We start from the raw sequence: 26109 nt of genomic DNA, 5'->3' as shown, positions 1-26109 counted from the left end.
ACACCAGAATAACGGGCTAAACAAAAATGGCCGCCATTATGGGGTTTTTCCTCGGGAAGTTTCAGGCTTTTGACCAGCGGCGGATCAATTGCCAAATGAATATTAACTTTTTGTGACTTGCCGCCGATGGAGTGGGCGCAACCAGGGAGTAGTCCGAATGCGCAACAATCAGCCCGTAACACAACGCGAGATTTCCCTCGCGCCGCAGCAGAAACTCATCTCCGCCACCGATGTGCAGGGCATGATCACTTACTGCAACGATGCCTTTGTCGAAATCAGCGGCTTTGAACGTGACGATCTGATCGGTGCGCCCCAGAACATCGTGCGTCACCCCGACGTACCGCCGGCCGTATTCGCGCACATGTGGAGCGCGCTCAAACAGGGCTTGCCCTGGATGGGCATCGTCAAGAACCGCTCGAAGAACGGCGACCATTATTGGGTCAACGCCTACGTCACACCGATATTCGACGGCAGCCGGGTGGTCGGTTTCGAGTCGGTGCGGGTCAAGCCCACTGCCGATGAAATCCGCCGCGCCCAGGCTCTCTATCAACGGATCAGCCAAAGCAAAACCGCTGTACCGCGCCAAGACGCTTGGCTGCCCCATCTATTGAGCTGCGTGCCCTATATGGCCAGCGGTATTGCCGGCAGCCTGGCCGGGTTGTTTCTCAGTGCGCCAGTGGCGGTCGCGGTCGCCGTGGCGGTGGCGGTGCCCATCGGCCTGCTTTGTTCGAGCGCGCGCCAAGGCAGCACCTTGCGCCTGCTGCAAGGGGTCGAGCCGTCCACCTCGGATGCGTTGATCGCGCAGATGTACAGCGACGCTCGCGGCCCGCAGGCACGTTTGGAAACCGCCTTCCAGAGCCAGAACGCGCGCCTGAAAACGTGCCTCACCCGCCTGCAGGACAGTGCCGAAAAACTCAGCGCCCTGGCCGCTCAATCCGACCAACTGGCTTCCGCCAGCTCCCGGGGCCTGGACCGTCAGCGCGTGGAGACCGAACAGGTCTCGGCCGCCGTCAACCAGATGGCCGCCACCACTCAGGAGGTCGCCAGCCATGTGCAACGCACCGCCGACGCCACCCAGCAAGCCAACGTATTGACCGGCCGTGGCCGCGACGTGGCGCGCGATACTCGCCAGGCCATTGAGCGTTTGTCGGCGGTGGTCGGCGAGACCGGCGTCACCGTGGCGCAACTGGCCCGCGACAGCGATGAAATCGGCAGCGTGGTCGATGTGATCAAAGGCATCGCCGACCAGACCAACCTGCTGGCACTCAACGCCGCCATCGAAGCAGCCCGCGCCGGTGAACAGGGGCGCGGCTTTGCCGTAGTGGCCGACGAAGTCCGTCAGTTGGCCCAGCGCACCACGCAATCGACCACTCAGATCCATGGGCTGATCACGCAGTTGCAGGCGTCCTCCAACAACGCCGTGCAGAGCATGCAGAACGGCCAGCGCCAAGCCCAGGAAGGCGTGGCGTGGGTGCTGGAGGCCGACCAGGCGTTGGTAGGCATCAGTGAGGCGGTGTCCCATATCACCGACATGACCACCCAGATCGCCGCCGCCACCGAGGAGCAAAGCGCGGTGGCCGAAGAGATCAGCCGCAATATCACCACCATTGCCGAGCTGGCCGATCAGACCTCGGTGCAGGCCCGCCAATCGACAACCCTGAGCAAGGAGCTGACCGACACCGCGTCGACTCAGTACGCGCTGGTCGAGCGGTTCAATCGCTAGGCCAAATCTGTAGTGGTGCGCGGGGATGCATCCAAGGCAGCGTCAAGGCTGCCGGCGATACATCCCCGTCAGGTAGTCGGGAAAGTCCGGCTCCGCGTTGTGCTTGATCACAGCAAAATCCTTTACCAACTGAATGTGATACGGGCCGGTGCCTTTGGCGGCCAGAGGCGCGCGCACGATGATCAGATTGTCGGTTTCCATGGGCACACGTTGTTGCGTGGTGACAATGGGTTTGCCGGTGCCGGTGTCGTTGAGGGTCACGCTGAATTCAGCCACTTCCCGGCCTTGGGCGTCGCGCTGCGGCAGGATCTTCAGGTCGAGGTCACCGTCGCGACCCAGGTAGTCGTCGCGCATCTGATAGTGGCCGCTGCGTTGGTCGCGGGCTACGTCGCCGTACTTGGCGTACTCCGGCTCTCGGTCCACGGCGTGCAATTGCACCGTCAGCTCAGACGCGCCCTTCTTGCCGCTGCTGACCCAGGTACCGCTGTAATCGAACGGTTCGACGCTAGCGCGGGTGATTTGCCAGGTGCCGCTCTGATGCCCATCCTCGGTCGATTCGTGCAGGTAAACGAAGGGTTTGTCCTCGTAGTCGCCCATAGACCCCACCAGTTTGATCGGCTTGCCATTGCCACTTTTGGTGTAGCGCACTTCGCCGATCAGTACCTCGCCTTGCTGCTGATACCAGAGCTGCACCGGGATCTTGCCGTTGAGGGTGCCGGCGAGCATCTGTGGGTCTTCGTTGACCGGCCCTTCCAACCGAGGGGTTTCGTGCCATTGGCCGTCCTTCCATTCGCCAGTGGTGCGCAGCACGTAGCCCTTGGGCATGCTGGTGTCGTCATCGTCGCTGGCCGGTACTTCCTGCTGCGTATACGCGCTGAGTCGTACCAGCTCGCCGTTGCGCATTTGCCAACGGCTGGCGCGAGTCCAGCAGCAGCCACGGTCGGTCTGCGAATGGATGATGCCGTCCTTGGGGGTGACCGAGAACATGCCGCCGGAGGTCTCGTTCGCCAGGTCCGTAAGGGGGCGGTTGAGCACCCAGCGCGGTTGCTGGGGGTCTTGCAGGTACACATCGTAGTTCGACTGAAAGCCTGCATCGGCGCCGTCGCCGTTGCGAATCGCCAGGTCCTGGCGGCCGTCCTGGTCGATATCGGCGAAATACACCACGCCGTTTTCGCCGACCAGGCGCCAGTCCAGGGTCTTGCCGTCGCCATCGAGCGGCACTCCGGCGGCGGGTGTGGAAAATTGCTGGAGGATCGCCAGGGAGGTTTTGTCGCGCAGCGTAATCAGCGCCGGCGCCAGTTGCTGCAAGTCCTGCGGCACATCCGGGAACAGCACTTCGACAAGAAACTGGCCGCTGGGGTCATTCAGCGAAAACGAGCGGGGTTCGGCCATGGCCGTGGCCGCGAACATCGTAGAGACAAGCACTGCGCTGACGAGCGAACGCATGTAAAGCATCCTTGCTGAAATCCGGGGGCCGCAGTGTAAAGGCAAACCGTGAACAAATCGCTGATGGCGCGCGGTGCGCTGCTATGTTGCGTGTTTCTGACGCGAAGGGGATGCCATGGAACCGTTAGCCGACAACAAGCCCCACACAGATAAAACTGTGGGAGGGTCTTGCCCCCGATGGCGGCGTGTCAGTTGGCTTATCCATTACTGAGCCAGCCTGATCGGGGGCAAGCCCCTCCCACATTTGGCTCTGTGCTGTCTGGGCTAATTGCGTTTCAAAGGTCAGGTTTGCAGCAGTCCAGCTCCGCCCAGCACCAAGCCAGATGCAGATAAAAACTGTGGGAGGGGGCTTGCCCCCGATGGCGGCGTGTCAGTTGGCTTATCCATGACTGAAACAACCTGATCGGGGGCAAGCCCCCTCCCAAATTGGGCTCTGTGCTGTCTGGGCTCATTGTGTTTCAAAGGCCAGGTTTGCAGCAGTCCAGCTCCACCCCCCGACACCAAGCCCGGCACAGATAAAACTGTGGGAGGGGTCTTGCCCCCGATGGCGGCGTGTCAGTTGGCTTATCCATTACTGAGCCAGCCTGATCGGGGGCAAGCCCCCTCCCACATTGGGTTCTGTGCTGTCTGGGCTCATTGTGTTTCAAAGGCCAGGTTTGCAGCAGTCCAGCTCCGCCCAGCACCAAGCCAGATGCAGATAAAAACTGTGGGAGGGGGCTTGCCCCCGATGGCGGCGTGTCAGCTGGCTTATCCATGACTGAAACAACCTGATCGGGGGCAAGCCCCCTCCCACATTGGGCTCTGTGTAGCTCCGGATTCAGCAGGACACTTGCACCTCCACCACCCCACCCTTCAACCGCGCCGGCCATACCCGCAGGCGTTGGTGCGGGGTTTCCAGGCACTGGCCGTCCTGCAAGCGGTAATGCTGTTTGTAGATCGGCGCGGCCACCACCAGCTCGCCCTTGATGTTGCCCACCAGGCCACGGCCGATCACGTTGGCGCCGGACTCCGGGTCGTGGTTGTCGATGGCGTAGAGCGTCTGCGCTTCGGCGTCAGGCAGGTAGAACAGCGCGACTTGCGCGCCATCAAGCCACACCACCACGCCGGAATTGCGGACCAGGTCGCGCTCATGGCAGACGTTTTTCCAAATGGCAAGTGTGCGTTGGGTATTGGACTGGCTCATCAGGCAAGCTCCTCGGTGACAGCAATCAGGTTGAGTTCGGCGGCCATGATCGGGCGGCGCTGGCCGCGTTCCTGGACGAAGTGGATGTCCGGGTCTGGGCGCTTGTCGTTGACGAAGGTGCGGAAGCGTTTGAGTTTTTCCGGGTCCTTGAGGGCGTTGGCCCATTCGCATTCATAGCGGTCGACCACCAGTTGCATCTGCGCTTCCAGCTCGGCGCCCAAACCCAGGCTGTCGTGCAGGATCACGTCCTTGAGGAAATCCAGCCCGCCTTCCAGGCTTTCGCGCCAGACCGAAGTGCGTTGCAGCTTGTCGGCGGTGCGGATGTAGAACATCAGGAAACGGTCGATGTAGCGGATCAGCGTGGCGTCGTCGAGGTCGGTGGCGAACAGTTCGGCATGGCGCGGGCGCATACCGCCGTTGCCGGCGATGTAGAGGTTCCAGCCCTTCTCGGTGGCGATCACGCCCACGTCCTTGCTCTGGGCTTCGGCGCATTCGCGGGTGCAGCCGGACACCGCGAACTTGAGCTTGTGCGGCGAGCGCAGGCCCTTGTAGCGGTCCTCAATCAGCAGCGCCATTTTCACGCTGTCTTGCACGCCGTAACGGCACCAGGTGCTGCCGACGCAGGATTTGACCGTACGCGTGGACTTGCCATACGCATGCCCCGTCTCGAAACCGGCGGCGATCAACTCGCCCCAGATATCCGGCAGTTCGTGCAGTTGCGCGCCGAACAGGTCGATGCGCTGGCCACCGGTGATCTTGGTATAGAGGTTGTATTTCTTCGCCACCTCGCCGATCACGATCAGCTTCTCAGCAGTGATCTCGCCCCCCGGAATCCGTGGCACCACCGAGTAGGTGCCGTTCTTCTGCATATTGGCCATGAACGTGTCGTTGGTGTCCTGCAACGGCACCAGCGACGGGTCCATGATCGGCTGGTTCCAGCACGACGCCAGGATCGAGCCCACCGCTGGTTTGCACACATCGCAGCCGGTGTGGCCACGGCCATGCTTGGCCAGCAGTTCGTCGAACGTGATCACCCCTTCCACGCGCACCAGGGCGTACAACTCCTGGCGGGTATAGGCGAAGTGTTCGCACAGACTCTTGTCGACACTGACGCCACGGGCCACCAGCTCATGTTCGAACACCTGCTTAAGCAGCCCGGCGCAGCCACCGCAGCCGGTGCAGGCTTTGGTCTGCGCCTTGAGCACGCCGAGGTCGCCGCAGCCGCCATCGATGGCCGCACAGATCGCGCCTTTGGTGACGTTGTGGCACGAACACACCGTGGCCGATTCCGGCAACGCACCAGGGCCGAGGGTCGGTGCGCCGGCCGACGACGGCAGGATCAGGCTGGCGGGCTCGGCCGGCAAGGCGATGCCGTTCTGCAGATATTGCAGCAGCGTGTCGTAGTAGCTGTTGTCGCCGACCAACACCGCGCCGATCACCTGCTCGCCGGCCGCGTCCACCACCAGGCGGCGGTAGCTGGCGGTGGCCTCGTCGATAAACTGATAGCTGCGCGCGCCCGGTGTGTGGGCGTGAGCATCGCCGATGGAGCCCACATCCACGCCAAGCAACTTGAGCTTGGTGGACATATCCGCGCCTACAAACGGCTCGGCGCCCTGCCCGCACAGCAACGCCGCCACGCCACGGGCCATCTGGTAGCCGGGCGCAACCAGGCCGAACAGGCTGCCGTTCCACGAGGCACACTCGCCGATTGCATAGATATGCGGGTCGCAGCTTTGGCATTCGTCGTTGATCGCCACCCCGCCGCGCGGACCGATTTCCAGCCCGGCCTGGCGCGCCAGGGCGTCCTGGGCGCGGATACCGGCGGAAAACACGATAAGGTCGGTTTCCAGAAATTCGTCGTTGGCGAAATTCATGCGATAGCGGTATTGCTCACCGGCGCTGATCGACTGCGTGGCACGGGACAAATGCACGCCGACGCCCAGCCGTTCGATCTGCGCCTTGAGCGCCAAACCGCCGAAGTCATCCAGTTGCACCGGCATCAGGCGCGGCGCGAATTCCACCACATGGGCTTCCAGGCCGAGGCTTTTAAGGGCGTTGGCCGCCTCCAGGCCGAGCAATCCACCGCCGACCACCACGCCGCGCCGCGCATTGGCAGCGGCGGCACGAATAGCGTCGAGGTCTTGCAGGGTGCGGTACACCAGGCGCGAGTCACCTTCGGCGCCTTCGATGGGCGGAACAAACGGGTACGAACCGGTGGCCAGCACCAGTTTGTCGTAGGTCACGCGGCCCTGGGCGGTGACCACCTGGCGCTGGGTGCGGTCGATGTCCAGCACTTGCACGCCAAGGTGCAAGGTCACCCCCGGGGTCTGGTACAACGCCGCGTCGGATAACGCCAGCGACTCGGCATCGCGGCCGGTGAAGTACTCGGACAAATGCACGCGGTCATAGGCACGCATCGGCTCTTCGCTGAACACATGCAGTTGGTAGTGATCCAGCGCGCCGCGTTCGATCAACTGCTCCACGCAGTGATGACCGACCATGCCATTGCCGACGACGATCAGGGTTTGCAGCTGGTTCAAACTGGCGTTATTGGCGTTCATATAAGCACCCGACAAAGCTCATCACGGTTTGAAAAAAAGCAAAAAAAACGCCTGAAACCTTACGGTTCCAGGCGTCTTTGCCTGTTCTTATACGGTTGGCATCGGACGACTTCGCCGATTCCACCGCTATTGCCCATGTTGTCGATCGTCGTTGACCGAAGGGGGTTGTCGGGGATCTTGCAGGCTCTGTGCCAACCTGTCGTGACCCCGTACTCACGGCCTCAACGCCGGTTCAAGCCTTGCGACCACGCCTCCAACTGGTGCGCGGCGCGTCATAAAAGGGCACGGGACGCTTGCTCCCGCGCGTCGGCACAACGGCAGCAAGCGCCGTCGGCACCGTCAGTAAGGCCTGTGCAGGAACATGGCGCGCCGCTTGCTAGGTACAGCGCAACAGAGCAGTCAACGCTGATTGCCCATCCACGACAAAGGCGCCGTGTAATCCCCGTTTCCAACGGAGGGTTACGCGGCGCTTTTTTTTGCCGGGCAGAAAAGGTTCGAGGGTTATCGATGGCAAACCAACACGTACGCAGTGTGTGCCCCTATTGTGGCGTGGGCTGCGGCATCGTCATGCAGGTCCAGGACAACACAGTGGTCAAGGTGATCGGCGACCCTGACCACCCCACCAACGCCGGGCGCCTGTGCACCAAGGGCACTACCTGCGGGCAAGCCATCGCCGAGTCCGGGCGCATGGAAAACGCTTACTTGCGCCAGGCCCGCGACCGTGACCCAGTACGCATCGCCATGGACGAGGCCATCGCCAAGACGGCCGGGCGCCTGCGAAACGTGCTGGAGCGACATGGCCCCGATGCCTTGGCGTTTTACGTCTCCGGGCAGATGTCACTGGAGGCCCAATACCTGGTCAACAAGTTGGCCAAGGGTTTTGTGGGCACCCGCCATATCGAATCCAATTCACGGCTGTGCATGGCCAGCGCCGGCAGCGGCTACAAACTGTCCCTGGGTTCCGACGGGCCGCCGGGCTCCTATGAAGACTTCGACCGCGCCGACCTGTTCTTCGTAATCGGCGCCAATATGGCCGACTGTCATCCCATCCTGTTCCTGCGCATGATGGACCGGGTCAAGGCCGGGGCGAAGTTGATCGTGGTCGACCCACGGCGCAGCGCCACCGCCGACAAGGCGCACCTGCACCTGCCGATCAACCCCGGCACCGACCTCGCATTGCTCAACGGCTTGCTGCACCTGCTGGTGAAAAACGGCCACACCGACCCGGCCTTTATCGCCACCTTCACCGAGGGTTGGGAGGCCATCCCCACGTTCCTGGAGGACTATTCGCCGCAGCAGGTCGCCGCCATCACCGGCCTGGCCGAAGCCGACATTCGCCAGGCCGCCACCTGGATCGGCGAGGCCGCCGAGTGGATGAGTTGCTGGACCATGGGCCTCAACCAGAGCACCCATGGCACCTGGAACACCAACGCGCTGTGCAACCTGCACTTGGCCACCGGCGCCATCTGCCGCCCGGGCAGTGGGCCGTTTTCCCTCACCGGCCAACCCAATGCCATGGGCGGGCGCGAGATGGGTTATATGGGGCCGGGCCTGCCGGGGCAACGTTCGATGCTGGTAGACGCCGACCGCGCCTTTATCGAAGACCTGTGGCAGATCCCCGCCGACCGCCTGCCGCGTCAGGCCAGCGACGGCACCGTGGCGATGTTCGAGCAAATGGCCGCCGGGCAGATCAAAGCCTGCTGGGTCATCTGCACCAACCCGGTGGCCAGCGTGCCGAACCGGCAAACCGTGATCGATGGGCTGCAGGCCGCCGACTTGGTGATTACCCAGGACGCGTACCTCGACACCGAAACCAACCGCTATGCCGACATCCTCTTGCCCGGCGCGCTGTGGGCCGAAGCCGAAGGGGTAATGATCAACTCCGAGCGCAACCTGACCCTGATGCAACCAGCCGTACAGCCGCCGGGCGACACCCTGGCCGACTGGCAGATCATCGCCCGGATCGCCTGTGCAATGGGCTATGCCGAGGGGTTCACCTACGCCGACGCCAGTGAGGTGTTCGAAGAACTCAAACGTGCCTGCAACCCCGCCACCGGCTATGACCTGCGCGGCGCCAGCTATAAGCGTCTGCGCCAGACACCGCTGCAATGGCCGCTGGCATCGGCCGAGTCGGCGCCACGCAACCCGATCCGCTACCTCGCACACGGCACGCTGCGCTTCGCCACCGCCAGCGGCAAAGGTCAGTTCTTTGCGCGCCCACACCTGCCACCGGCGGAGCTGCCCGACGATGCCTTCCCGTTCGTGCTCAACACCGGTCGCTTGCAGCACCAATGGCACACCCTGACCAAGACCGGCAAAGTCGCCACGCTGAACAAACTCAACCCCGGCCCCTTTGTCGAGATCCACCCCGATGACGCCGCGCGCCTGGGCCTTCAGACCAAGCAGCCAGTGCAAGTGCGTTCGCGGCGCGGCTACGCGGTATTGCCTGCGTTGATCAGCGACCGCGTGCAACCGGGCCAATGTTTCGCGCCCTTTCACTGGAACGACGTGTTTGGCGAACATTTGGCGATCAACGCGGTGACTTCGGATGCGGTCGACCCGATGTCGTTGCAGCCGGAATTCAAGTGCTGCGCCGTCACCCTGGAACGTGTCGAGCTGATCGACCATCAGTTCCTCGACTCGCCCACCCAGGCGGCCACCGACCTTCCCCTTTGCGCAAAGGAACCCGCCATGTCGCGCATCGACGCCTTCGCCGAAATCGCCGGCCTGCGTAGCGTCATCCCGCCGCCCTTGAGCGACAGCGAACGCACCTACCTCGCCGGCTTTGTCAGTGGCATGCGCGCCGACAACGCACGCCAGGCCGGTGGTGTGCCGGTGCTACCGCCCACGGCGCCGTTGGCCGACGAGGCGCGGCTGTGGGTCGACGGTTTGCTCGGCGGGCTGTTCAGTCGCGCCTCGCCGGCCAGTGTCGGCACACTGCCCGCCTCCCCCGCCGTGACCTTGCTCTGGGCTTCCCAGACCGGCAATGCCGAAGCATTGGCCGAGCGCTGTGCCCAGCGCCTGCGTGAGGCTGGGATCAGCGTCGAGCTGAGCGCAATGGCGGATTTCCCGGCGAGCCGACTGGCAAGCACCCAGAACCTGGCATTGATCAGCAGCACCTTCGGCGACGGCGACCCACCGGACAATGGCGAAGGTTTCTGGCACAGCCTCAGCCGTGTCGAAACGCGCCTGGAGTCCCTGCGGTTTGCGGTGCTGGCCCTGGGCGATCCGAACTACGAGCAGTTCTGCAAGCACGGCAAACGCCTTGACCAACGCCTGCTGGAGCTGGGGGCCACCCGCCTGTTGGAGCGCGTCGATTGCGACACCGAATTCCAAGCGCACGCCGATGCCTGGCTGCTGCGCTTGCAGCACAGCCTCAACCCGGCCAAGGCGCCGGCAGCCGCCACACCCGCCGGCAAGACCAAGCTGTACGGTTCGCGCCTGCTGCTCAACCGCCATCTCAACCCCCATAGCCGCCATAAAGAAACCCGCCAGTTCGCCCTGGACCTGGCCGACTCCGGGCTCAGCTATGAAGCCGGCGATGCCCTCGGCGTGCGGCCGCGCAACTGCCCCGAACTGGTCCACGAACTGCTCGAATTGACCGGCCTGAAGGCGTCGGCCAGCGTCACTATCGACACCTTCGGCGAGGTCTCGCTGCAACAGGCGTTGACCCAGCACTTCGAAATCGCCCGGCCCAGCAGCGAGACCCTGGCGTTTATCGCCGAGCGCAGCGCCGATGGAGGGCTTGAGCAGTTATTGCGGCCCGAGCACAAGGCCGAATTGAACGACTGGCTGTGGGGTCGGCAATTGGCGGACGTGCTACACGCCTACCCCATTGAGTGCTCGGCGGACGATTTGCTGAGCACCCTGCGGCGTCTGCAACCGCGCCTCTACTCGATTGCGTCCAGCGCCAAGGCCCACCCCGGTGAAGTCCACCTGACCGTCGCAGCCGTGCGCTATGGCAAACGCAAAGGCGTGTCCTCGACCTTTCTCGCCGACCGCGTCGGCGACGGCGAAGTGCCGGTGTTCGTGCAGCCGTCCAAACATTTCCGCCCCCCCAGCGACGGCGATGTGCCGATGATCATGATCGGCCCTGGCACCGGCGTGGCGCCGTTTCGCGCGTTCTTGCAGGAGCGCCGCGCCCTCGGGCACCCGGGGCGTAACTGGCTGTTCTTCGGCGAGCAGTACGCCGCCAGCGACTTTTATTACCAAGACGAGCTGCAAGGTATGCAGCGCGACGGCCTGCTCACCCACCTGAGCCTGGCGTTCTCCCGCGATCAGGCGCAAAAAATCTATGTGCAGGACCGCATCCGCGAGCAAGGCGCCGAGCTGTGGCGCTGGCTGCAGGACGGCGCCAAGGTGTACATCTGCGGGGACGCCAGCCACATGGCCAAGGATGTTGACCAGGCGCTACGCCAGATCGCGCAAACCCACGGCGGGCTGAGCCCGGAGCACGCCGTGGACTACTGGCGCCAACTGAGTGAGCAAAAACGCTATCTGCGTGATGTGTACTGATTGGATACAGAACAATCGTCGATTGTATTGTGTACAAAAAACCCTAAAGGTTTACCAAGAGCGCGCCGAAACAGCAGTGATAGCAAATCGCCTCGCCTCGTTCAGGGGGCGTGGCGATTTGGCCGCCCTCCACGCTGATGGTCGTCTCGATGAAAATAAAAAATAAGCTTGTGCTGGCTTTTGTCTCGGTTGCGTTTATCCCAGTGAGCCTGGTGGCCGTCATCTCAGTGATGAACACCCGGACCCAGGCGGTGGATCAGTTCATCGACGGCAGTACCCGGGAAATCCGCCAGATCGATGGCAATATCCGCCAGTTCTTCGACGGCACACTGCAGAACGTCGATCAAATGGCCACGGATTCTGTATACACCTCGGTCAACACTCTAAAAAATTACCAACCCGCCGACGCGGCCGCTCAACCGCTGCCCGCCGAAGCGCAAACGGTGATCGAGCGCTTCGCCCGCTATGGCGCCACCCACCCGGCGGCGGCGATCCTGTCCATCGGTCTGGAAGACGGCACCTACGCCAAATGGCCGGACGATCCGCAACTGGCCAAATACGACCCGCGCGCACGCCCCTGGTACAAAGCGGCGATGGCCAGCCCCGGCAAGACCGTGCGCACGCCGGCCTATTACTACGATAAAGACGACGTGGCCCTGGTAGGCACCGCGCGCGCCATGCTCGACAGCGCCGGCAAACCCAAAGGGGTATTCGTAGTCAGCGTGTCGCTGAAGAACCTGACCGAACTGGTCAAGAGCATCAAGCTCGGCGACAGCGGTTACGTGATGTTGATCGAGGACGGCGTGGTGCTGGTCGACCCACGGGACGCCGCCCACAACTTCAAACCGCTGAAAGATTTGGGTACGGCCTACGCGCAATTGGCGCAAACCACGCAAGGCTCCACCGAAGTTGAGATCGACGGCGTGCGCTACATGGCCAACGTGTGGACTTCTCCCGGCCTGGGGTGGCGTTATATCGGCCTGATCGAAAAAAGCGAAGTGATGGCCGAGGCCACGCGCATGACCTATCTCACCGCGGTCATCGTCGGCGTGCTGGTGTTGATTTTCGGCCTGATCGCCGCAGCGTTCTCCAAAGTGATCGTCAAGCCGATCGGCCAGGTCAGCACCGGCTTGCAGTCGATTGCCGAGGGCGAAGGCGACTTGCGCCATGAGCTGCGGGTACACGGCAAGGACGAAACCGCCGAACTGGCCGGCTGGTTCAACAAGTTTCTCGCCGCCATTCGCCAGTTGATCCAGCACATCGGCGCGGCCTCGGCCAATTTGCATAACGCTTCGAAGGTCAACAGCGAGGTGGCCCACAACATGAACGAGGCTGCCGGTCGCCAGCGTGAGGCGGTAGAACTGGTGTCCACTGCATTCAATGAAATGGTGGCCACCGCCAACGAAGTCGCCCGCTCCTGCAGCGGCGCGGCCGAATCCGCCGAGAATGGCCACCGCCGCGTGGCCGAGGGTAAACAGCAGATCGAAGCGACCACCGACAACGTCAACCGCCTGGGCCGCCGCTTGAGCGAATCGTCCCAGGCCATGGTCGAGCTGGAGGCCGGCAGCCGCAGTATCAACCAAATCCTCGGCACCATCCGCGCGATTGCCGAACAGACCAACCTGCTGGCACTCAACGCTGCCATCGAAGCGGCCCGTGCCGGCGACCAGGGCCGCGGCTTTGCCGTGGTGGCCGACGAAGTCCGCGCCCTGGCCAAGCGCACCTCCGACTCCACGGGCGAGATCGAGCACCTGCTCGGCACCCTGGAAACCAAAACCCAGGAAGTCACCCAGAAGATGGACAGCTGCATGGACCTGTCCAAGGCCAGCGTGTCGTCCATCGAAAACGCGCGGGACAGCTTCGAAGGCATCCAGACCTCGGTCAACGAAATCCGCGACCAGAACCTGCAAATCTCCGCCGCCGCCGAGGAACAACACAGCGTGGCCGAAGAGATCAACCGGCATATCCAGCAGATCTACGACGAAGCGCGTTTGGTGGAAAGCCTGGCCAACTCGGCCCAGGATGACTCAGGGCGCCTGTCGAAGCTGTCGGATGAGTTGAATGGATTGGTGGGGCGGTTTAAGTCCTGAGGAGGGTTTCGCGCTGGCGTGAAACTCGCCAGCCCAGAAATACCCAGCGCATGCAGGAGCAGGCGGTCTTCTGCCCTGCTCCGACCCTGCGTGCAAGAACGTGCGACGCTGAGCGCTCTCCAAGTAAGTGAAAGTATTTACTGGGTGACGTTTACTGCCCCGTCAACAGTATTTAGATCCATTCACCCTGCGTTTAGATTCAACAAAACCATCAGTTATTTCGAAAAAAGCTTACACCCTGTCAACTATGACAGTAGTTGCAACCTTATAGATTGAGTACTTTACAAGGGACGAAAAAAATCGTCTCACCACTTAAAAACTCATGTTAAAAGGATAATTGCCATGACACTCTCAGCCCCCGTATTCGACCCGCCAGGCTATAAAAGAGACTGCGTTTACGTTCAAGGAAAGGGCACTCCCAGAACTAACATCGCTATCTTTCAGGCCAATAGCGGCAACCAACTCGCCAATGTTTTTTGCGATGAAAACGGGCACTTTTCGGCCATACTAAACATCAATGCCATCCCCGGTTTCACGAGCGGCGAACTGACTATAACTGCTAGATCGGCACTCGCCAGTGACCAATCAAACTGGGGACCAAACCAAACCTTAATCGTCAGATAATAACTTCAACCAAAACCACCTGAATGGCGACTATCGTAGCCCTGCCTATGTCGATACGGGCCTTAGTTGTAAATTGTAGAGCCTGATTGTTAGCTGCATCTTCAAGGCAGAGCGTTTTATAGCTGAACGTTTTTTCATCAATCATACGGAGCCTTCAGCTTTCGTAGCCGCCATTCAACTTTCTGCTAGACAAATAGTACTGACTGTTGCGCCTTGAGTGATCCGACGCAGGCCTTATTTACATTCATACGAGGAGACTCTGTTATCTTCAAGTGGCCTGGGATTGCCAATACTCGTAGAACGCCAACGATGCCCTCGGCACCATCCGCGCGATTGCCGAACAGACCAACCTGCTGGCACTCAACGCTGCCATCGAAGCGGCCCGTGCCGGCGACCAGGGCCGCGGCTTTGCCGTGGTAGCCGCCGAAGTCAGCGCCCTGGCCAAGCGCACCTGCGACTCCACGGGCGAGATTGAGCACCTGCTCGGCGCCCTGGAAACCAAAACCCAGGAAGTCACCCAGAAGATGGACAGCTGCATGGACCTGTCCAAGGCCAGCGTGTCGTCCATCAAAACGCGCGGGACAGTTTCGAAGGCATCCAGACCTCGGCCAACGAAATCCGCGATCAGAATCTGCAAATCTCCGCCGCCGCCGAGGAACAACAAAGCGTGGCTGAAGAGATCAACCGGCATATCCAGCAGATCTACGACGAAGCGCGCTTAGTGGAAAGCCTGGCCAACTCGGCCCAGGATGGCTCAGGGCGCCTGTCGAAGCTGTCGGATGAGTTGAATGGATTGGTGGGGCGGTTTAAGTCCGGAGGGTTTCGCGCTGGTGTGAAACCAACCACTCCACAAATACCTGCAACCGCGCGCAGAACTGATCGCCCGCGGCGCCAGGGTTGCGCGCTTCAAACAGAAAGAACGCTACCTGGGTGACCATCGCCGGGTGGCTCTGGAGGAACATCGCCACATGCTCTTCCAGTGTTTGTGGCCACATCGTTGCCGCTTCCGAGCGCAATATCTGCGTCGCCCTGATCAGTTTGCGCGACGCTTCACGCTGCAAGCGCAGCCGATCCGCCTCGATAACCGTTTGCCCGATAGCGCAGATATAGGTGTTCAATACCGAATAGACGTCACCATTTAACGCCAGCGCGATTTCTCGGCATGGGCGAAACCGCTCGAAATGGACGCAGAGGTCATTGCCCCAAATACAACGACACTGATGCTTGAGCCAGAACCCCCAAAGGTTGCGGTTTTCAACCGCCATTACCTGCGCACGCTCGCCGATATCGAAGTCGACTTTGGTGACGTGCGGGTGACGCCGTTCAAGTTCACGGCGAACGCGTTCCAATTGCTCTGCTACCTGCGGGGTCTGCGGCTCGCGCAGCACCAGTGTAAGGTCCAGGTCGGACTGACCGGGCGTCGCGTCACCCCGTGCGACGCTGCCGTAAACGTACAAGCCATCGAGCCCCAACGTTTGCTGGGACAGCAGTGAGCAGGCATCCGCCAGCACCGACTGATATTCAGGCTGCACGGGCGCCTGCGCAACGGAGCGGATAAAGCCCTCGGCGTCCAGGCCTTGTGATACTGCAACGCTCACGGCCGATGCACCTCAATCACCAGCCCCTCGACCTCGCTCGGCACACAGAAATGCCGGGTGATCAGGTCAAACTCGGCGTCGGTGGCGGCAAAGTCGTGTTCGCCGCCGGCATTGCGCGCATGCAGGCGGGCGCGGCAGGTAGCGTCGTCCAGTTCCAGGTAATGCAGGCAGTGCGGCACTTGGGCGCTGTGGGCCAGGCTCAACAGCCATTCGCGATTGGCCAGGGTGTTGGCCGGAAAATCCAGCACCACATTGACGCCGGACTTGAGCAGGTCGATTACCAGTGGCCCCACCACCCCACGCATGCGTTGCGCACAGCGCAGGTAGTCAGCGATGGACAACACCTCACCGGGGTACAGTTGCGCCAGCCACGTGTCTTCGCTGATCAGGATCGCACGGTGTTCAGCCACCAGGGGCCTGGCCAGTGTGGACTTGCCGGAGGCGATCTTGCCGCACAACAGGTGCAGAGTGGGCATGGGAGCAAACTCCTTTTTCTTCACGTGGCCTGGGATTGCCAATACTCGTAGAACGCCAACGATGCCACGTTCTTATCCTTGGCCTCCAGCATGATGTCGAAGCGATCCAGAAACTGCAGGGCGTAGTCGTTGGTCCAGCGGTTCCACATCTGTTCGCTATGGGCGTACAGGTCGCGCTTGGACACCACCTGCAACAGCGCATCCATCTCCAGCTTGCGTTCGGCGTCGAAACCCAGGTCTTGCAGACGCTCCTGAGGCTGGGAGTAGTGCATGGTCGGGCGCACGCCGCGCCAGCTGTCGATCACTCGGGCGACCCGTGGGGAGTCGGGGTCAATGTAGGCCTCCTCATGAATCCAGCAATGGTGGATATCGAGTACCACCGGGGCCAGATCGGCAACTTGCAGGCAGTGGTCCAGGCCGTAGGTCTTTTCATCGTTTTCGAAGGTAATGCAGTGACGCGCCACCTCCGACAGCCGCGCCCACACCGCGCGGGTACCCTCCACGCCCAGGCGGCCGGCGATATGCACGTTGCATTTGAGATCCTGGAAGCGCCGGCCATAGCCCATCATGCGGATCATATCGGCGTGGTACTCAAATTCGGCCACGCTGTTTTCCACCACATTGGGGTTTTCCGAGCCGAGCACGCAGTACTGGCCGGGATGAAACGACAGGCGAATGTCCGAGGCCCGCGCCAACTCGCCGATGGCGGCGAAGCCTTCGATCAGTTGCTGTTGGATGGCCGGGTCGTGGTAGACGGCCGCCACTTTGGGGTGGCTGTAAAACGGCAGCAGATCGCTGCTCAGGCGCAACATGCGCAGAGTCGGCGGCAGCGTGGCGACGTACGCCAACAGCTGCAATTGCGCCGCCAGGTTGTGGGTGACCACCTCCACCAATTTGTCCCGGGCGACGCTGGGGTCGACGCTGTCCATCCAGCGCAACGTAGTGGTGCGCGGGTTGAATGGGCCTTCGATAAGTTTCAGGGCGCCGGTCGAGAGCTGGCGGTCGGGGTGCTTGTATTGGCAGGCAAAGCCGATGCGAGGGTAGGTCATGGAAGGGCCTGGGCTGAGTGAGGGCGAGATCATAAGGGCTTGGGCCGAGGAACACGCAACGCGGTTCATAATATTTCGACACGTATCCTCGGCATAACATCTATGAACTTTCCTAGAAATGACGTGCTCCTTTCCTATGCGAAGTCATCGCATCCCTGAGCCCAGGGCGCCGAACAAGTAAGGAGCCGCTTACCCCATGACTACCCTCCCCACCTACCCCGATAGTCGGCCAGGTCCGTTGCACGCGACCTTGCTGGCCGGCGGCGTGCCGCTATTTTTGGGCGCGTTGCTCAGTGACATTGCCTACGCCCAGACCTTTCAGATTCAGTGGGCCAACTTCGCGTCCTGGCTGATTGCCGGTGCGCTGGTTTTCTGTGGTTTGGCGCTGCTGTTCGCGTTGGTCAACCTGCTGCGCGCGACCCACAAAGCCGGGCGGCCCGTCATTTATGTGCTGCTGCTGTTGGTCACTTGGGTGCTGGGGTTGATCGATGCGTTTCAGCACGCCAAGGACGCTTACGCCATGATGCCCGCCGGCCTAGTGCTGTCGGCCATTGTGACCGTGCTGGCGATCCTCGCCACCTGGACCGGCCTGCGCACCGGAGGTGCCCGATGAAAACCTGCTTCCCATTGACCGTGCTCAGCGCCGCCCTGCTGCTGAGCGCTTGCGGCGCCGAAGGCGACAAAACCCAGGCCCGCGGCCCCGACCCCAAACTGCCGGAACAACAGAGCAGCCTGCTGCCGAGCATGAAAATCGCCGAGCCAACCCCATGGGGCGAGCAGAAACCCACCGTGCCGGAGGGTTTCAGCATCACGGCGATCGCTACTGACCTTGCCATCCCACGCCAGACCCTGGTACTGCCCAACGGCGATATCCTTGTCGCAGAAGGCCGTGGCGGCAGCGCGGCCAAGCTCAAGCCCAAGGACGTGATCGCCAGCGTGATCAAGGCCCAGGGCAACACCCAGGTCAAGAGCGGCAACCGCCTGACGCTGCTGCGCGACGCCGACGGCGATGGCACTTATGAACTCAAGACCGTGTTCGCCGACAACCTCAACGCGCCCTACGGCCTGGCCTTCGCCGACGGCAAACTGTACGTGGCCAACCAGGATGCGCTGGTGCGGTTCGACTACAGCGATGGCCAGACCAAGGCCAGCGGCGCGCCGGTCAAAGTCACCGACCTGCCGGCGCAGATCAACCACCACTGGACCAAATCCCTGGCGGTGAGTGCCGACGGTCGTCAGTTGTATGTGGGAATCGGTTCCAACAGCAACATCACCGAGCGGGGCATGGAAGTGGAGATCGACCGTGCCATGGTCTGGCAGATCGATGCCCAGACCGGCGCGCATAAACCCTACGCCACCGGTTTGCGCAACCCCACCGCGCTGACGATCCAACCGGATTCCGGGCAATTGTGGACAGTCGTCAACGAACGCGACGAACTCGGCCCCGACCTGGTGCCGGATTACCTCACCTCCGTGCGTGAAGGCGCGTTCTACGGCTGGCCCTACAGCTACTGGGGCCAGAACGTCGACCCACGGGCGCAACCGCAGAACCCGGCTAAGGTCGCGGCGGCGATCAAACCCGACTACAGCCTGGGTTCCCATGTGGCCGCCCTGGGCGTGGACTTTTCCATCCCGGCCATGGGCGAACGCTTTGCCGACGGTGTGTTCGTCGGCGAGCACGGCAGTTGGAACCGCGATCAACCGGTGGGCTACAAGGTGATCTTCGTGCCATTCAAGGACGGTAAACCGGCGGGCGAGCCCGTGGACTTCGCTACCGGTTTTCGCGGTGATGATGGCAAAACCCGAGGGCGTCCGGTGGGGGTGACGGTGGATCCGAAAGGCGCATTGATCATCGCCGATGACTTGGCCAACACCGTGTGGCGGGTAACGCGCAACCGTTGATCGCGCACTGCCGGAGCGGTCCGACCGCTCCGGCAGGTTCACTTACAGGTCAGTGATCTCCTTGTGGCGCGGCACCAGCGCTTTCATCACGCTCCACGCAGTGAGGTAAGCCAGGGCGCAGATCGCGAACATGATCATGTAGCCGGTGTGGATGTCATTGATGGACTTGTAATAGTCGAACACCCAGCCGCCGATCTTGGTCATCACCACCCCACCCAGCCCACCGGCCATGCCGCCGATACCGACCACGGAGGCCACGGTCTTTTGCGGGAACATGTCGGAAACCGTGGTGAAGATATTGCACGACCATGCCTGGTGCGCCGAGGCGCCCACGCCGATCAACAGCACCGGCACCCAGAAGCTGATATAGCCCAAAGGCTGCGCCAGCAACACCACCAGCGGGAACAGTGCGATCACCAGCATGGCCTTCATGCGGCCGTCATAAGGCGCGTCGCCACGGGCCATAAAGTAGCTGGGGAACCAGCCGCCGCCGATGCTGCCGACCATGGTCATGCTGTACAGCACGGCCAGGGGCATCACGATATCGGCGCCTTTCATGCCGTATTGCGCCGCCAGGTAGGTGGGCAGCCAGAACAGGAAGAACCACCACACGCCGTCGGTCATGAACTTGCCGAAGGCAAAGGCCCAGGTCTGGCGGTAGGTGAGCAACCTGAACCACGAGACTTTTTTGCCAGTGGCCGGTGCAGTGGCGAACGGCTGCACGGTCTGGTCACTACGGATGTAAGCCAACTCCTCGGCCGAAAGGCGCTTCTGATCCTCAGGCTTTTTGTACAGCCCGACCCAGACCGCCACCCACACGAAACCGAGCATACCGATCACCATGAATGCCGCTTCCCAGCCCCACAAACCGGCGATCAGCGGCACGCAGATCGGCGCCAGGATCGCACCGACGTTGGCACCGGAGTTGAAGATACCAGTGGCTAGGGAGCGTTCTTTCTTGGGGAAGTATACGGCAGTGGCTTTGATCGCAATCGGGAAATTACCCGCCTCGCCAATGGCCAGTACCGCGCGGGACAGCATAAAACCGGCGATCGAAACCGGGATCACTGCCAGGCCGATAGCACCGCTGATAGCGGCGATGCCCTCGCCCATCGGCACGGAAAACGCATGCATGATCGCGCCGGTGGACCAGATGCCGATGGCAATCACGTAAGCGGCCTTTGTGCCGATCTTATCGACGAAGCGCCCGGCGAACAGCATCGAAATCGCGTACACGAACTGGAACACGGCGGCGATGTTGGCGTAATCGGTATTGCTCCAGCCGAACTGCGTCGACAACTGCGGGGCCAGCAGGCTCAGCACCTGGCGATCAAGGTAGTTGACGGTGGTGGCGAAAAACAGCATCGCGCAGATAGTCCAACGATAGTTGCCGACGGCCTGGCCGACACGATGGGCGTTGATGGGCTCGCTTAGATTCATGGCATCACTTTTTATTTTTGTTAGATAGGACATATGTAACGTCATATGTCGTCGTACAACTGCGACTTTTATATCGGGCCGTGTGGATGCTGTCAACGTGGTTTTTCGGGTAGAGGAGTCGGTCTCGCGCAGGCAAAGTCATATGATGACGAGGCTGATGATCACCGTTTCAACCTGTTTAGGCGATTCTCAGGGTTGCGGACGCCTTGGGCATCGCCAGCGGGAGAAACGCGGTGTGCTGTCGAGGGTCTGCTGCGCAGCCCAGCGCAGGGCAAGCCTGCTCACCACAACGTTATGTGTCAGCCTCTGCGCCTCTGATATGCCCTTATCCGAGCATCGGTATCCACACATCCTCGGTGAAACATAACCTGAGAAAATGCGATTTTTGTGGTGAGCGGGCTTGCCCCGCGCTGGGCTGCGAAGCGGCCCCAAAACCAAGCCCCTCGGTGTGCCCGATAAAACCACAGAGTCTGAAGTGGGGCCGCTGCGCAGCCCAGCGCAGGGCAAGCCTGCTCACCACAAATGAGTGTGGCGTGTATATGACCCCTGCTGCATAGCGCCGCGGGGTTCAACAGGGTCGCCGAAGATCGCGAATAATCCCTGCACACTGTTACGGCCTGACTCGCAGCGGGGCATTCGGTGCCTGCTGCTGAGGGGTAAGGCCGCCGACCTCATCCATAAAAAAACCCAAATAGCGGTGAATTATTTCGCATGCACTTGTATCTGAAGTGACAGAGCGGTGCTGTCGCAGTGATAGCACCTCCCCTGTTCTGTTTTAGAGTGATCCGCATGAAATCACGTAAGAAAAGCGTCAATCCCATCGGATTGAATGACATCACCATTGTCGATGACACCAAGATGCGCAAGGCGATCACCGCCGCTGCACTGGGTAACGCCATGGAATGGTTCGACTTTGGCGTCTACGGGTTTGTCGCCTATGTGCTGGGCAAGGTGTTTTTCCCGGACGCTTCGCCCAGTGTGCAAATGATTGCCGCACTGGCTACATTCTCGGTGCCGTTCCTGATCCGTCCTTTGGGTGGCCTGTTCTTCGGCGCCCTGGGGGACAAATACGGACGACAGAAGGTGCTGGCGGCGACCATCGTGATCATGTCGCTGAGTACCTTCGCCATCGGTCTGATCCCCGGCTACGCCACCATCGGTATCTGGGCGCCGATCCTGTTGCTGCTGTGCAAAATGGCCCAAGGTTTCTCGGTAGGCGGTGAATACACCGGCGCGTCGATCTTCGTTGCCGAATATGCGCCGGACCGCAAGCGCGGCTTTCTCGGCAGTTGGCTGGACTTCGGTTCCATCGCCGGTTTCGTGCTCGGCGCGGGTGTGGTGGTGCTGATTTCCAGCATCCTCGGCGAAGAGCAGTTTGAATCCTGGGGCTGGCGCCTGCCGTTCTTCCTCGCCCTGCCCCTGGGCATCATCGGTCTTTACCTGCGCCACGCGCTGGAAGAAACCCCGGCGTTCCAGCAACACATGGACACCCTCGAACAAGGCGACCGCGAAGGTCTGTCCCACGGCCCGAAAGTGTCGTTCAAGGAAGTCGCCACCAAGCATTGGCGCAGCCTGTTGACCTGCATCGGCATTGTGGCGGCCACCAACGTGACGTACTACATGCTGCTCACCTACATGCCGAGCTACCTGTCCCACAACCTGCACTACAAAGAAAACAGCGGTGTATTGATCATCATCGCAATCATGGTCGGCATGCTGTTCGTGCAACCGTTCATCGGTTTTGTCAGTGACAAAATCGGCCGCAAGCCGTTCATCATTGCCGGCAGCGTAGGTTTGCTGTTGCTGGCCATTCCAGCCTTTATGCTGATCACCAGCGGCAAGATCGGGCTGATCTTCGCCGGCCTGCTGATCCTGGCCGTTGTGCTGAACTTCTTTATCGGCGTGATGGCGTCGACATTGCCGGCGATGTTCCCTACGCACCTGCGCTATAGCGCTCTAGCCAGCGCCTTTAACGTCTCGGTGCTGATCGCCGGCTTGACCCCGACCGCCGTCGCCTGGCTGGTGGAAACCACCAATGACCTGTACATGCCCGCCTACTACTTGATGGCGTTTGCAGTGGTCGGTCTGATCACCGGGGTGACCATGAAAGAGACCGCTAACCGCCCCCTGCGCGGCGCGGCACCGGCGGCCTCGGACATGGAAGAAGCCAAGGAGCTGCTGCAAGAACACCATGACAATATCGAGCAGAAGATCGAAGATATCGACGCCGAGATCGCCGAACTAGAAGCCAAGCGCGAAAACCTGGTGCAACAGCATCCTCGTATCAACTAAGACCTGTCCGCGCGCGGTGGCCCCAGCCACCGCGCCTTTGGAGTGTTCAGCATGCTTTCCAGCGTCACCGCACCACTGTCATTGCTCAGCCCAGAAGAACGCGCCGCCATCGCCGAAATCGAAGCCACTACCAGCATCCTGCAACTCGTCACCCGCCTGACCGGCATGCGCTTTGCCGGCATCGCCAAATTCACCGACCTGGAATGGGTCGTGTGCTCGGTGCATGACCCTTTCGACATGGGCATCCACCCGGACGACGTGCTCGATCTGGAAACCACCCTGTGCAGCGAGTTTTGCATCAACCCGCAGACCCTGTTCATTCCCCAGGTCAGCCAGAACGGCCGCTTCGCCGCGCGCCCGGTGGTCAAGCAGTACGCCATCGAGAGTTACGCCGGCACGCCCATCTTCCTACCCGATGGCCGCCTGTTCGGTGCGCTGTGTGCGCTGGACTCCAAGGCGATGCTGTTCGACGACCCCAACCTGGCCGAAACCCTTAGCCTGTTTGCCCGCCTGATCGGCTGCATCTTCTTCGCCAACCTGACGGCCCATGAGCGCTAGTCGAAGCTGCGCCTGAGCGGCTAAATATTTCGCCGAGGGCGCCGATAGCCTGTCATATCCATGACTTGCAGCGACGCTCTGCGGGAAATAATGCCGAATACTCTAGCCCCTATCGTCCGTACCCTGTCCACCCGCACCAGCCTGTCGCTGACCCGCACGTCACTGCTCAATTTCATGGCCTTGCTGGCCTGTGTATTCGCGGCGGCGGCTTACTCGCTGGTGTACATCGCCCACGATCTGGACCACACCGAACAGTCGGAAAGCGCTTTTTATACGCGCAAAGCCGTGCAATCGATGGAGAAGTCCCTGCGCCTGACCGTCAAGGACTATGCGTTCTGGAGCGATGCCTACAAGCACCTGCACGTCACGGTAGACACCGATTGGGCCTTCGTGCGTGAAAACGTCGGGCCGACGCTGTATCAGGACTTCGGCTTCCAGGGGCTGTTTGTGGTCGACGATGCAGACCGCACGGTGTATGCGGTGGTCGAGGGCCAGATGCAACACCTCGAACTGAGCCAATGGCTGGAGCAGCCTATGGCCCAGATTCTGGAACAGGCCCGCGCCGGCGCCGATGAAGAAATCCCGGTGACGCGGTTTATAAATGTGCGTGGCACCCCAACACTGATAGCCGCTGCGGCGATTACCCCCGGCACCGACCCCACCGTGGAAAAAGACGGCCGAAAGCCTTCTGTGCTGGTGTTTGTAGACCTGCTCACCGCCGACAAACTGGCCCTGATCGGCAATGAGTTCGGCATTCACAATCTGCACATCGCCACGCCTGACGACATCGGCAATGTGTTGCTGGTGCCCCTGGGTAACAACGGCGACGCCGGCAGCCTGCATTGGGAGCCGGAGCGCCCCGGCCTGCGGCTGATGGCGGTCGGTCTGCCGCTGCTGGGCCTGGCGGCGCTGCTGGTGTGTCTGATGGCCTGGGTGATTTCCCGCCGGGCCACGGCGGCGGCGCAGGCGCTGGACGCCAGCCACGCCTCGCTGCAAGACAGCCAGAATGCCTTGGCCACCAGCGAAGCGCGATTTCGCGATGTGGTGGAGGCCAGTTCCGATTGGGTCTGGGAGATCGATGGCCACTGGCGGTTCACCTACCTGTCGGAACGTTTTCAGAGCGTCACCGGCCTGGACCGTCACGCCTGGATCGGCGCGCCCATGCTCGACCTGCTTGGCTCCGAGGCCGGCGTGCTCTTGCAATGGCTGGGCAGCCCGGACCGGCATCCAGACCTCAGCGTGCAGTGTCGTTACCTAGACGCTCAGGGCCAGGAACGCATGACGCGCCTGGCCGCGCGACAAATGCCTTGCGGCGGCTTCCGTGGCACCGCCACCGACGTCACCGAAGAGGTCGAGGCCCGGCGGCGCATCGAGTTCCTGTCCCAACACGACGCCCTCACCGGGCTGGCCAACCGCACGCGGCTGCAAGCCTTCCTCAATGGCAAGCTCAAGACCCTGCCGTCGCCTGACCACCCGCTGGTAATGCTCAGCCTCGACCTGGACCGCTTCAAACCGGTCAACGACCTGCTGGGGCATGCCGCCGGCGACCGGGTGCTCAACGAAGTATCCCGGCGCCTGGCCGATTGCGTGCGCCACGGCGACTTGGTGGCCAGGGTCGGCGGTGACGAATTCGTGCTGATCCTCAGCGATGCCGGCAACCAGAACGAAGTCGAGAACCTGTGCCGGCGCCTGATTGCCTCCATCGAACAAGCCGTGCGTATCGATGAGCAGGAAGTGTTTATCAGCGCCAGCATCGGCATCGCGCTGGCGCCCAACGACGCCAAAGACGTTACCGAACTGCTGCGCTATGCAGATATCGCGCTGTACGAAGCCAAGTCCGCCGGGCGCAGTACTTGGCGCTTTTATTCCGGCGAAATGAACACGCGGATCATCGAGCGGCGCCGCCTGGAAAGCGATCTGCGGTTCGCGATCAAGCATGCAGAACTGCGTTTGCACTTCCAGCCGCGCTATCGCATCGCCGACGGGCAAATGGTCGGGGCCGAAGCCCTGGTGCGCTGGCAGCACCCGGTGCGCGGCCTGATCGCGCCGGACACGTTTATTCCGATTGCCGAAGAGTCCGGACTGATCCTGGCGCTGAGCGACTGGGTCTTGGAAACCGCCTGCGCCTATGCTGCGCGCTGGCCCGACCTGTTGTTTGTGTCGGTCAACCTGTCGCCCACCGAGTTCCGGCGCGGCAACCTGGTGGAACGCGTGAGCCTGGCGTTGCAGGAGTCGGGGATCGACCCGGCGCGGGTCGAGCTCGAAATTACCGAGAGCGTGATGCTCGAAGATGCCGCCGTTGCGCTGGAGGTCATGCACGCCCTCAAGCAGCTCGGCGTGCGCATCGCCATGGATGATTTCGGCACCGGCTATTCGTCCCTCAGCTACCTGCGCGCGTTCCCGTTCGACGGGCTGAAGATCGACCGCAGCTTCCTCAATCGTCTGGAAGAAAGCGAGGACGATAAAGCCATTATTCAGGCCATCGTCGGCCTGGGTCGCGCGCTGTCGTTGACGGTGACCGCCGAAGGCATCGAGACCGCCGAGCACTTGGCGATGCTTAAATCGGTGGCCTGCGACGAAGGCCAGGGCTACTACCTGAGCCGCCCGCTGGATATCACTGCGTTCCATGGTTTGCTGGGCTGACCCGCCGAG

16 protein-coding genes and 2 pseudogenes are annotated in these 26109 nt (G+C 61.7%); 10 read left to right on the top strand and 8 right to left on the bottom strand.

The genetic code is table 11. From position 1 onward, the window contains the following. Positions 1-157 precede the first annotated feature (157 nt). Positions 158-1723, top strand: a complete 1566-nt coding sequence (locus K1567_RS02410) for a PAS domain-containing methyl-accepting chemotaxis protein (RefSeq protein ID WP_169902640.1) — start codon at positions 158-160, stop codon at positions 1721-1723. 42 nt (positions 1724-1765) lie between these two features. On the opposite strand, the gene K1567_RS02405 is transcribed toward K1567_RS02410, so the two are convergent. The 3 genes from K1567_RS02405 to nirB all read right to left on the bottom strand — a co-directional run bounded on the left by K1567_RS02405 (position 1766) and on the right by nirB (position 6913). Beyond that, on the bottom strand, positions 1766-3169 hold the full coding sequence (locus K1567_RS02405) for an XAC2610-related protein (RefSeq protein WP_220698078.1): 1404 nt from the start codon (positions 3167-3169) through the stop codon (positions 1766-1768). Between the two features lie 817 nt (positions 3170-3986). After that, complete coding sequence (gene nirD, locus K1567_RS02400; protein ID WP_034113864.1) at positions 3987-4352, bottom strand: nitrite reductase small subunit NirD; 366 nt, start codon at positions 4350-4352, stop codon at positions 3987-3989. Continuing rightward, entirely contained in the window at positions 4352-6913 is a 2562-nt protein-coding gene (gene nirB, locus K1567_RS02395) for a nitrite reductase large subunit NirB (protein WP_220698077.1), read from the bottom strand. Before nirB ends, nirD begins: the two co-directional genes overlap by 1 nt. Before the next feature lie 507 nt (positions 6914-7420). Here nirB and K1567_RS02390 point away from each other — a divergent pair. The 3 genes and pseudogenes from K1567_RS02390 (at position 7421) to K1567_RS27835 (ending at position 13518) form a co-directional block, all read left to right on the top strand. Then, a complete protein-coding gene (locus K1567_RS02390; RefSeq protein WP_220698076.1) occupies positions 7421-11428 on the top strand; it encodes a bifunctional nitrate reductase/sulfite reductase flavoprotein subunit alpha in 4008 nt (1335 codons plus the stop codon). Positions 11429-11565: 137 nt separating this feature from the next. Next, positions 11566-12663 (top strand): annotated as a pseudogene (locus K1567_RS27840) (cache domain-containing protein); the annotation flags it as partial. A gap of 87 nt (positions 12664-12750) precedes the next feature. Then, positions 12751-13518 (top strand): methyl-accepting chemotaxis protein, encoded by a 768-nt coding sequence (locus K1567_RS27835; protein WP_371263998.1) that lies wholly within the window; start codon positions 12751-12753, stop codon positions 13516-13518. Positions 13519-14134: 616 nt separating this feature from the next. On the opposite strand, the gene K1567_RS02380 is transcribed toward K1567_RS27835, so the two are convergent. Further along, positions 14135-14287, bottom strand: coding sequence for a hypothetical protein (locus tag K1567_RS02380; protein WP_220698074.1), 153 nt, complete (start codon positions 14285-14287; stop codon positions 14135-14137). Between the two features lie 178 nt (positions 14288-14465). Between K1567_RS02380 and K1567_RS27830 the strand changes: the two are divergent. Further along, positions 14466-14675, top strand: a pseudogene (locus K1567_RS27830) (methyl-accepting chemotaxis protein); the annotation flags it as partial. Between the two features lie 273 nt (positions 14676-14948). Here the strand turns inward: K1567_RS27830 and K1567_RS02370 are convergent. The 3 genes from K1567_RS02370 to uvsE are packed head-to-tail and all read right to left on the bottom strand — an operon-like array spanning position 14949 to position 17265. Further along, positions 14949-15740 carry a nucleotidyltransferase domain-containing protein gene (locus K1567_RS02370; protein WP_310794490.1) on the bottom strand — a complete coding sequence of 264 codons (792 nt, stop codon included), beginning with the start codon at positions 15738-15740 and terminating at the stop codon, positions 14949-14951. Continuing rightward, positions 15737-16216: an ATP-binding protein gene (locus tag K1567_RS02365; RefSeq protein WP_169867746.1), complete on the bottom strand. Its 480-nt coding sequence runs from the start codon at positions 16214-16216 to the stop codon at positions 15737-15739. The genes K1567_RS02370 and K1567_RS02365 overlap by 4 nt, the downstream gene beginning before the upstream one ends. A 20-nt stretch (positions 16217-16236) precedes the next feature. Next, a complete protein-coding gene (uvsE, locus tag K1567_RS02360; protein ID WP_220698073.1) occupies positions 16237-17265 on the bottom strand; it encodes a UV DNA damage repair endonuclease UvsE in 1029 nt (342 codons plus the stop codon). A 196-nt stretch (positions 17266-17461) separates the two neighbouring features. Here uvsE and K1567_RS02355 point away from each other — a divergent pair, with 196 nt between their 5' ends. Further along, a complete protein-coding gene (locus tag K1567_RS02355) occupies positions 17462-17878 on the top strand; it encodes a DUF2231 domain-containing protein (RefSeq protein WP_220698072.1) in 417 nt (138 codons plus the stop codon). Next, positions 17875-19167 (top strand): sorbosone dehydrogenase family protein, encoded by a 1293-nt coding sequence (locus K1567_RS02350; protein ID WP_034098150.1) that lies wholly within the window; start codon positions 17875-17877, stop codon positions 19165-19167. The genes K1567_RS02355 and K1567_RS02350 overlap by 4 nt, the downstream gene beginning before the upstream one ends. A 42-nt stretch (positions 19168-19209) precedes the next feature. Here K1567_RS02350 and K1567_RS02345 read toward each other — a convergent pair whose 3' ends face one another. After that, a complete protein-coding gene (locus K1567_RS02345) occupies positions 19210-20607 on the bottom strand; it encodes an MFS transporter (RefSeq protein WP_220698071.1) in 1398 nt (465 codons plus the stop codon). Between the two features lie 789 nt (positions 20608-21396). Here K1567_RS02345 and proP point away from each other — a divergent pair. From proP to K1567_RS02330, 3 genes are all read left to right on the top strand, one after another. Next, positions 21397-22899 carry a glycine betaine/L-proline transporter ProP gene (gene proP / locus K1567_RS02340; protein WP_034098154.1) on the top strand — a complete coding sequence of 501 codons (1503 nt, stop codon included), beginning with the start codon at positions 21397-21399 and terminating at the stop codon, positions 22897-22899. A 51-nt stretch (positions 22900-22950) separates the two neighbouring features. Next, positions 22951-23457: a GAF domain-containing protein gene (locus tag K1567_RS02335; protein WP_034098156.1), complete on the top strand. Its 507-nt coding sequence runs from the start codon at positions 22951-22953 to the stop codon at positions 23455-23457. 90 nt (positions 23458-23547) lie between these two features. Next, positions 23548-26100, top strand: a complete 2553-nt coding sequence (locus K1567_RS02330; protein WP_220698070.1) for an EAL domain-containing protein — start codon at positions 23548-23550, stop codon at positions 26098-26100. Positions 26101-26109 lie beyond the last annotated feature (9 nt).

This window comes from Pseudomonas sp. S5F11 (genome assembly GCF_019641515.1).
GTDB classification, from domain to species: domain Bacteria; phylum Pseudomonadota; class Gammaproteobacteria; order Pseudomonadales; family Pseudomonadaceae; genus Aquipseudomonas; species Aquipseudomonas rhodesiae.
This window is presented reverse-complemented; position numbering and strand designations above follow the sequence as displayed.

What these genes read in the sequence shown, in the direction of transcription:
- K1567_RS02410 (WP_169902640.1), top strand. Translation starts at nt 158, where the DNA reads ATGCGCAACAATCAGCCCGTAACACAACGCGAGATTTCCCTCGCGCCG.
- K1567_RS02405 (WP_220698078.1), bottom strand. Translation starts at nt 3,169, where the DNA reads ATGCGTTCGCTCGTCAGCGCAGTGCTTGTCTCTACGATGTTCGCGGCC.
- nirD (WP_034113864.1), bottom strand. Translation starts at nt 4,352, where the DNA reads ATGAGCCAGTCCAATACCCAACGCACACTTGCCATTTGGAAAAACGTC.
- nirB (WP_220698077.1), bottom strand. Translation starts at nt 6,913, where the DNA reads ATGAACGCCAATAACGCCAGTTTGAACCAGCTGCAAACCCTGATCGTC.
- K1567_RS02390 (WP_220698076.1), top strand. Translation starts at nt 7,421, where the DNA reads ATGGCAAACCAACACGTACGCAGTGTGTGCCCCTATTGTGGCGTGGGC.
- K1567_RS27835 (WP_371263998.1), top strand. Translation starts at nt 12,751, where the DNA reads ATGAACGAGGCTGCCGGTCGCCAGCGTGAGGCGGTAGAACTGGTGTCC.
- K1567_RS02380 (WP_220698074.1), bottom strand. Translation starts at nt 14,287, where the DNA reads ATGATTGATGAAAAAACGTTCAGCTATAAAACGCTCTGCCTTGAAGAT.
- K1567_RS02365 (WP_169867746.1), bottom strand. Translation starts at nt 16,216, where the DNA reads ATGCCCACTCTGCACCTGTTGTGCGGCAAGATCGCCTCCGGCAAGTCC.
- uvsE (WP_220698073.1), bottom strand. Translation starts at nt 17,265, where the DNA reads ATGACCTACCCTCGCATCGGCTTTGCCTGCCAATACAAGCACCCCGAC.
- K1567_RS02355 (WP_220698072.1), top strand. Translation starts at nt 17,462, where the DNA reads ATGACTACCCTCCCCACCTACCCCGATAGTCGGCCAGGTCCGTTGCAC.
- K1567_RS02350 (WP_034098150.1), top strand. Translation starts at nt 17,875, where the DNA reads ATGAAAACCTGCTTCCCATTGACCGTGCTCAGCGCCGCCCTGCTGCTG.
- K1567_RS02345 (WP_220698071.1), bottom strand. Translation starts at nt 20,607, where the DNA reads ATGAATCTAAGCGAGCCCATCAACGCCCATCGTGTCGGCCAGGCCGTC.
- proP (WP_034098154.1), top strand. Translation starts at nt 21,397, where the DNA reads ATGAAATCACGTAAGAAAAGCGTCAATCCCATCGGATTGAATGACATC.
- K1567_RS02335 (WP_034098156.1), top strand. Translation starts at nt 22,951, where the DNA reads ATGCTTTCCAGCGTCACCGCACCACTGTCATTGCTCAGCCCAGAAGAA.
- K1567_RS02330 (WP_220698070.1), top strand. Translation starts at nt 23,548, where the DNA reads ATGCCGAATACTCTAGCCCCTATCGTCCGTACCCTGTCCACCCGCACC.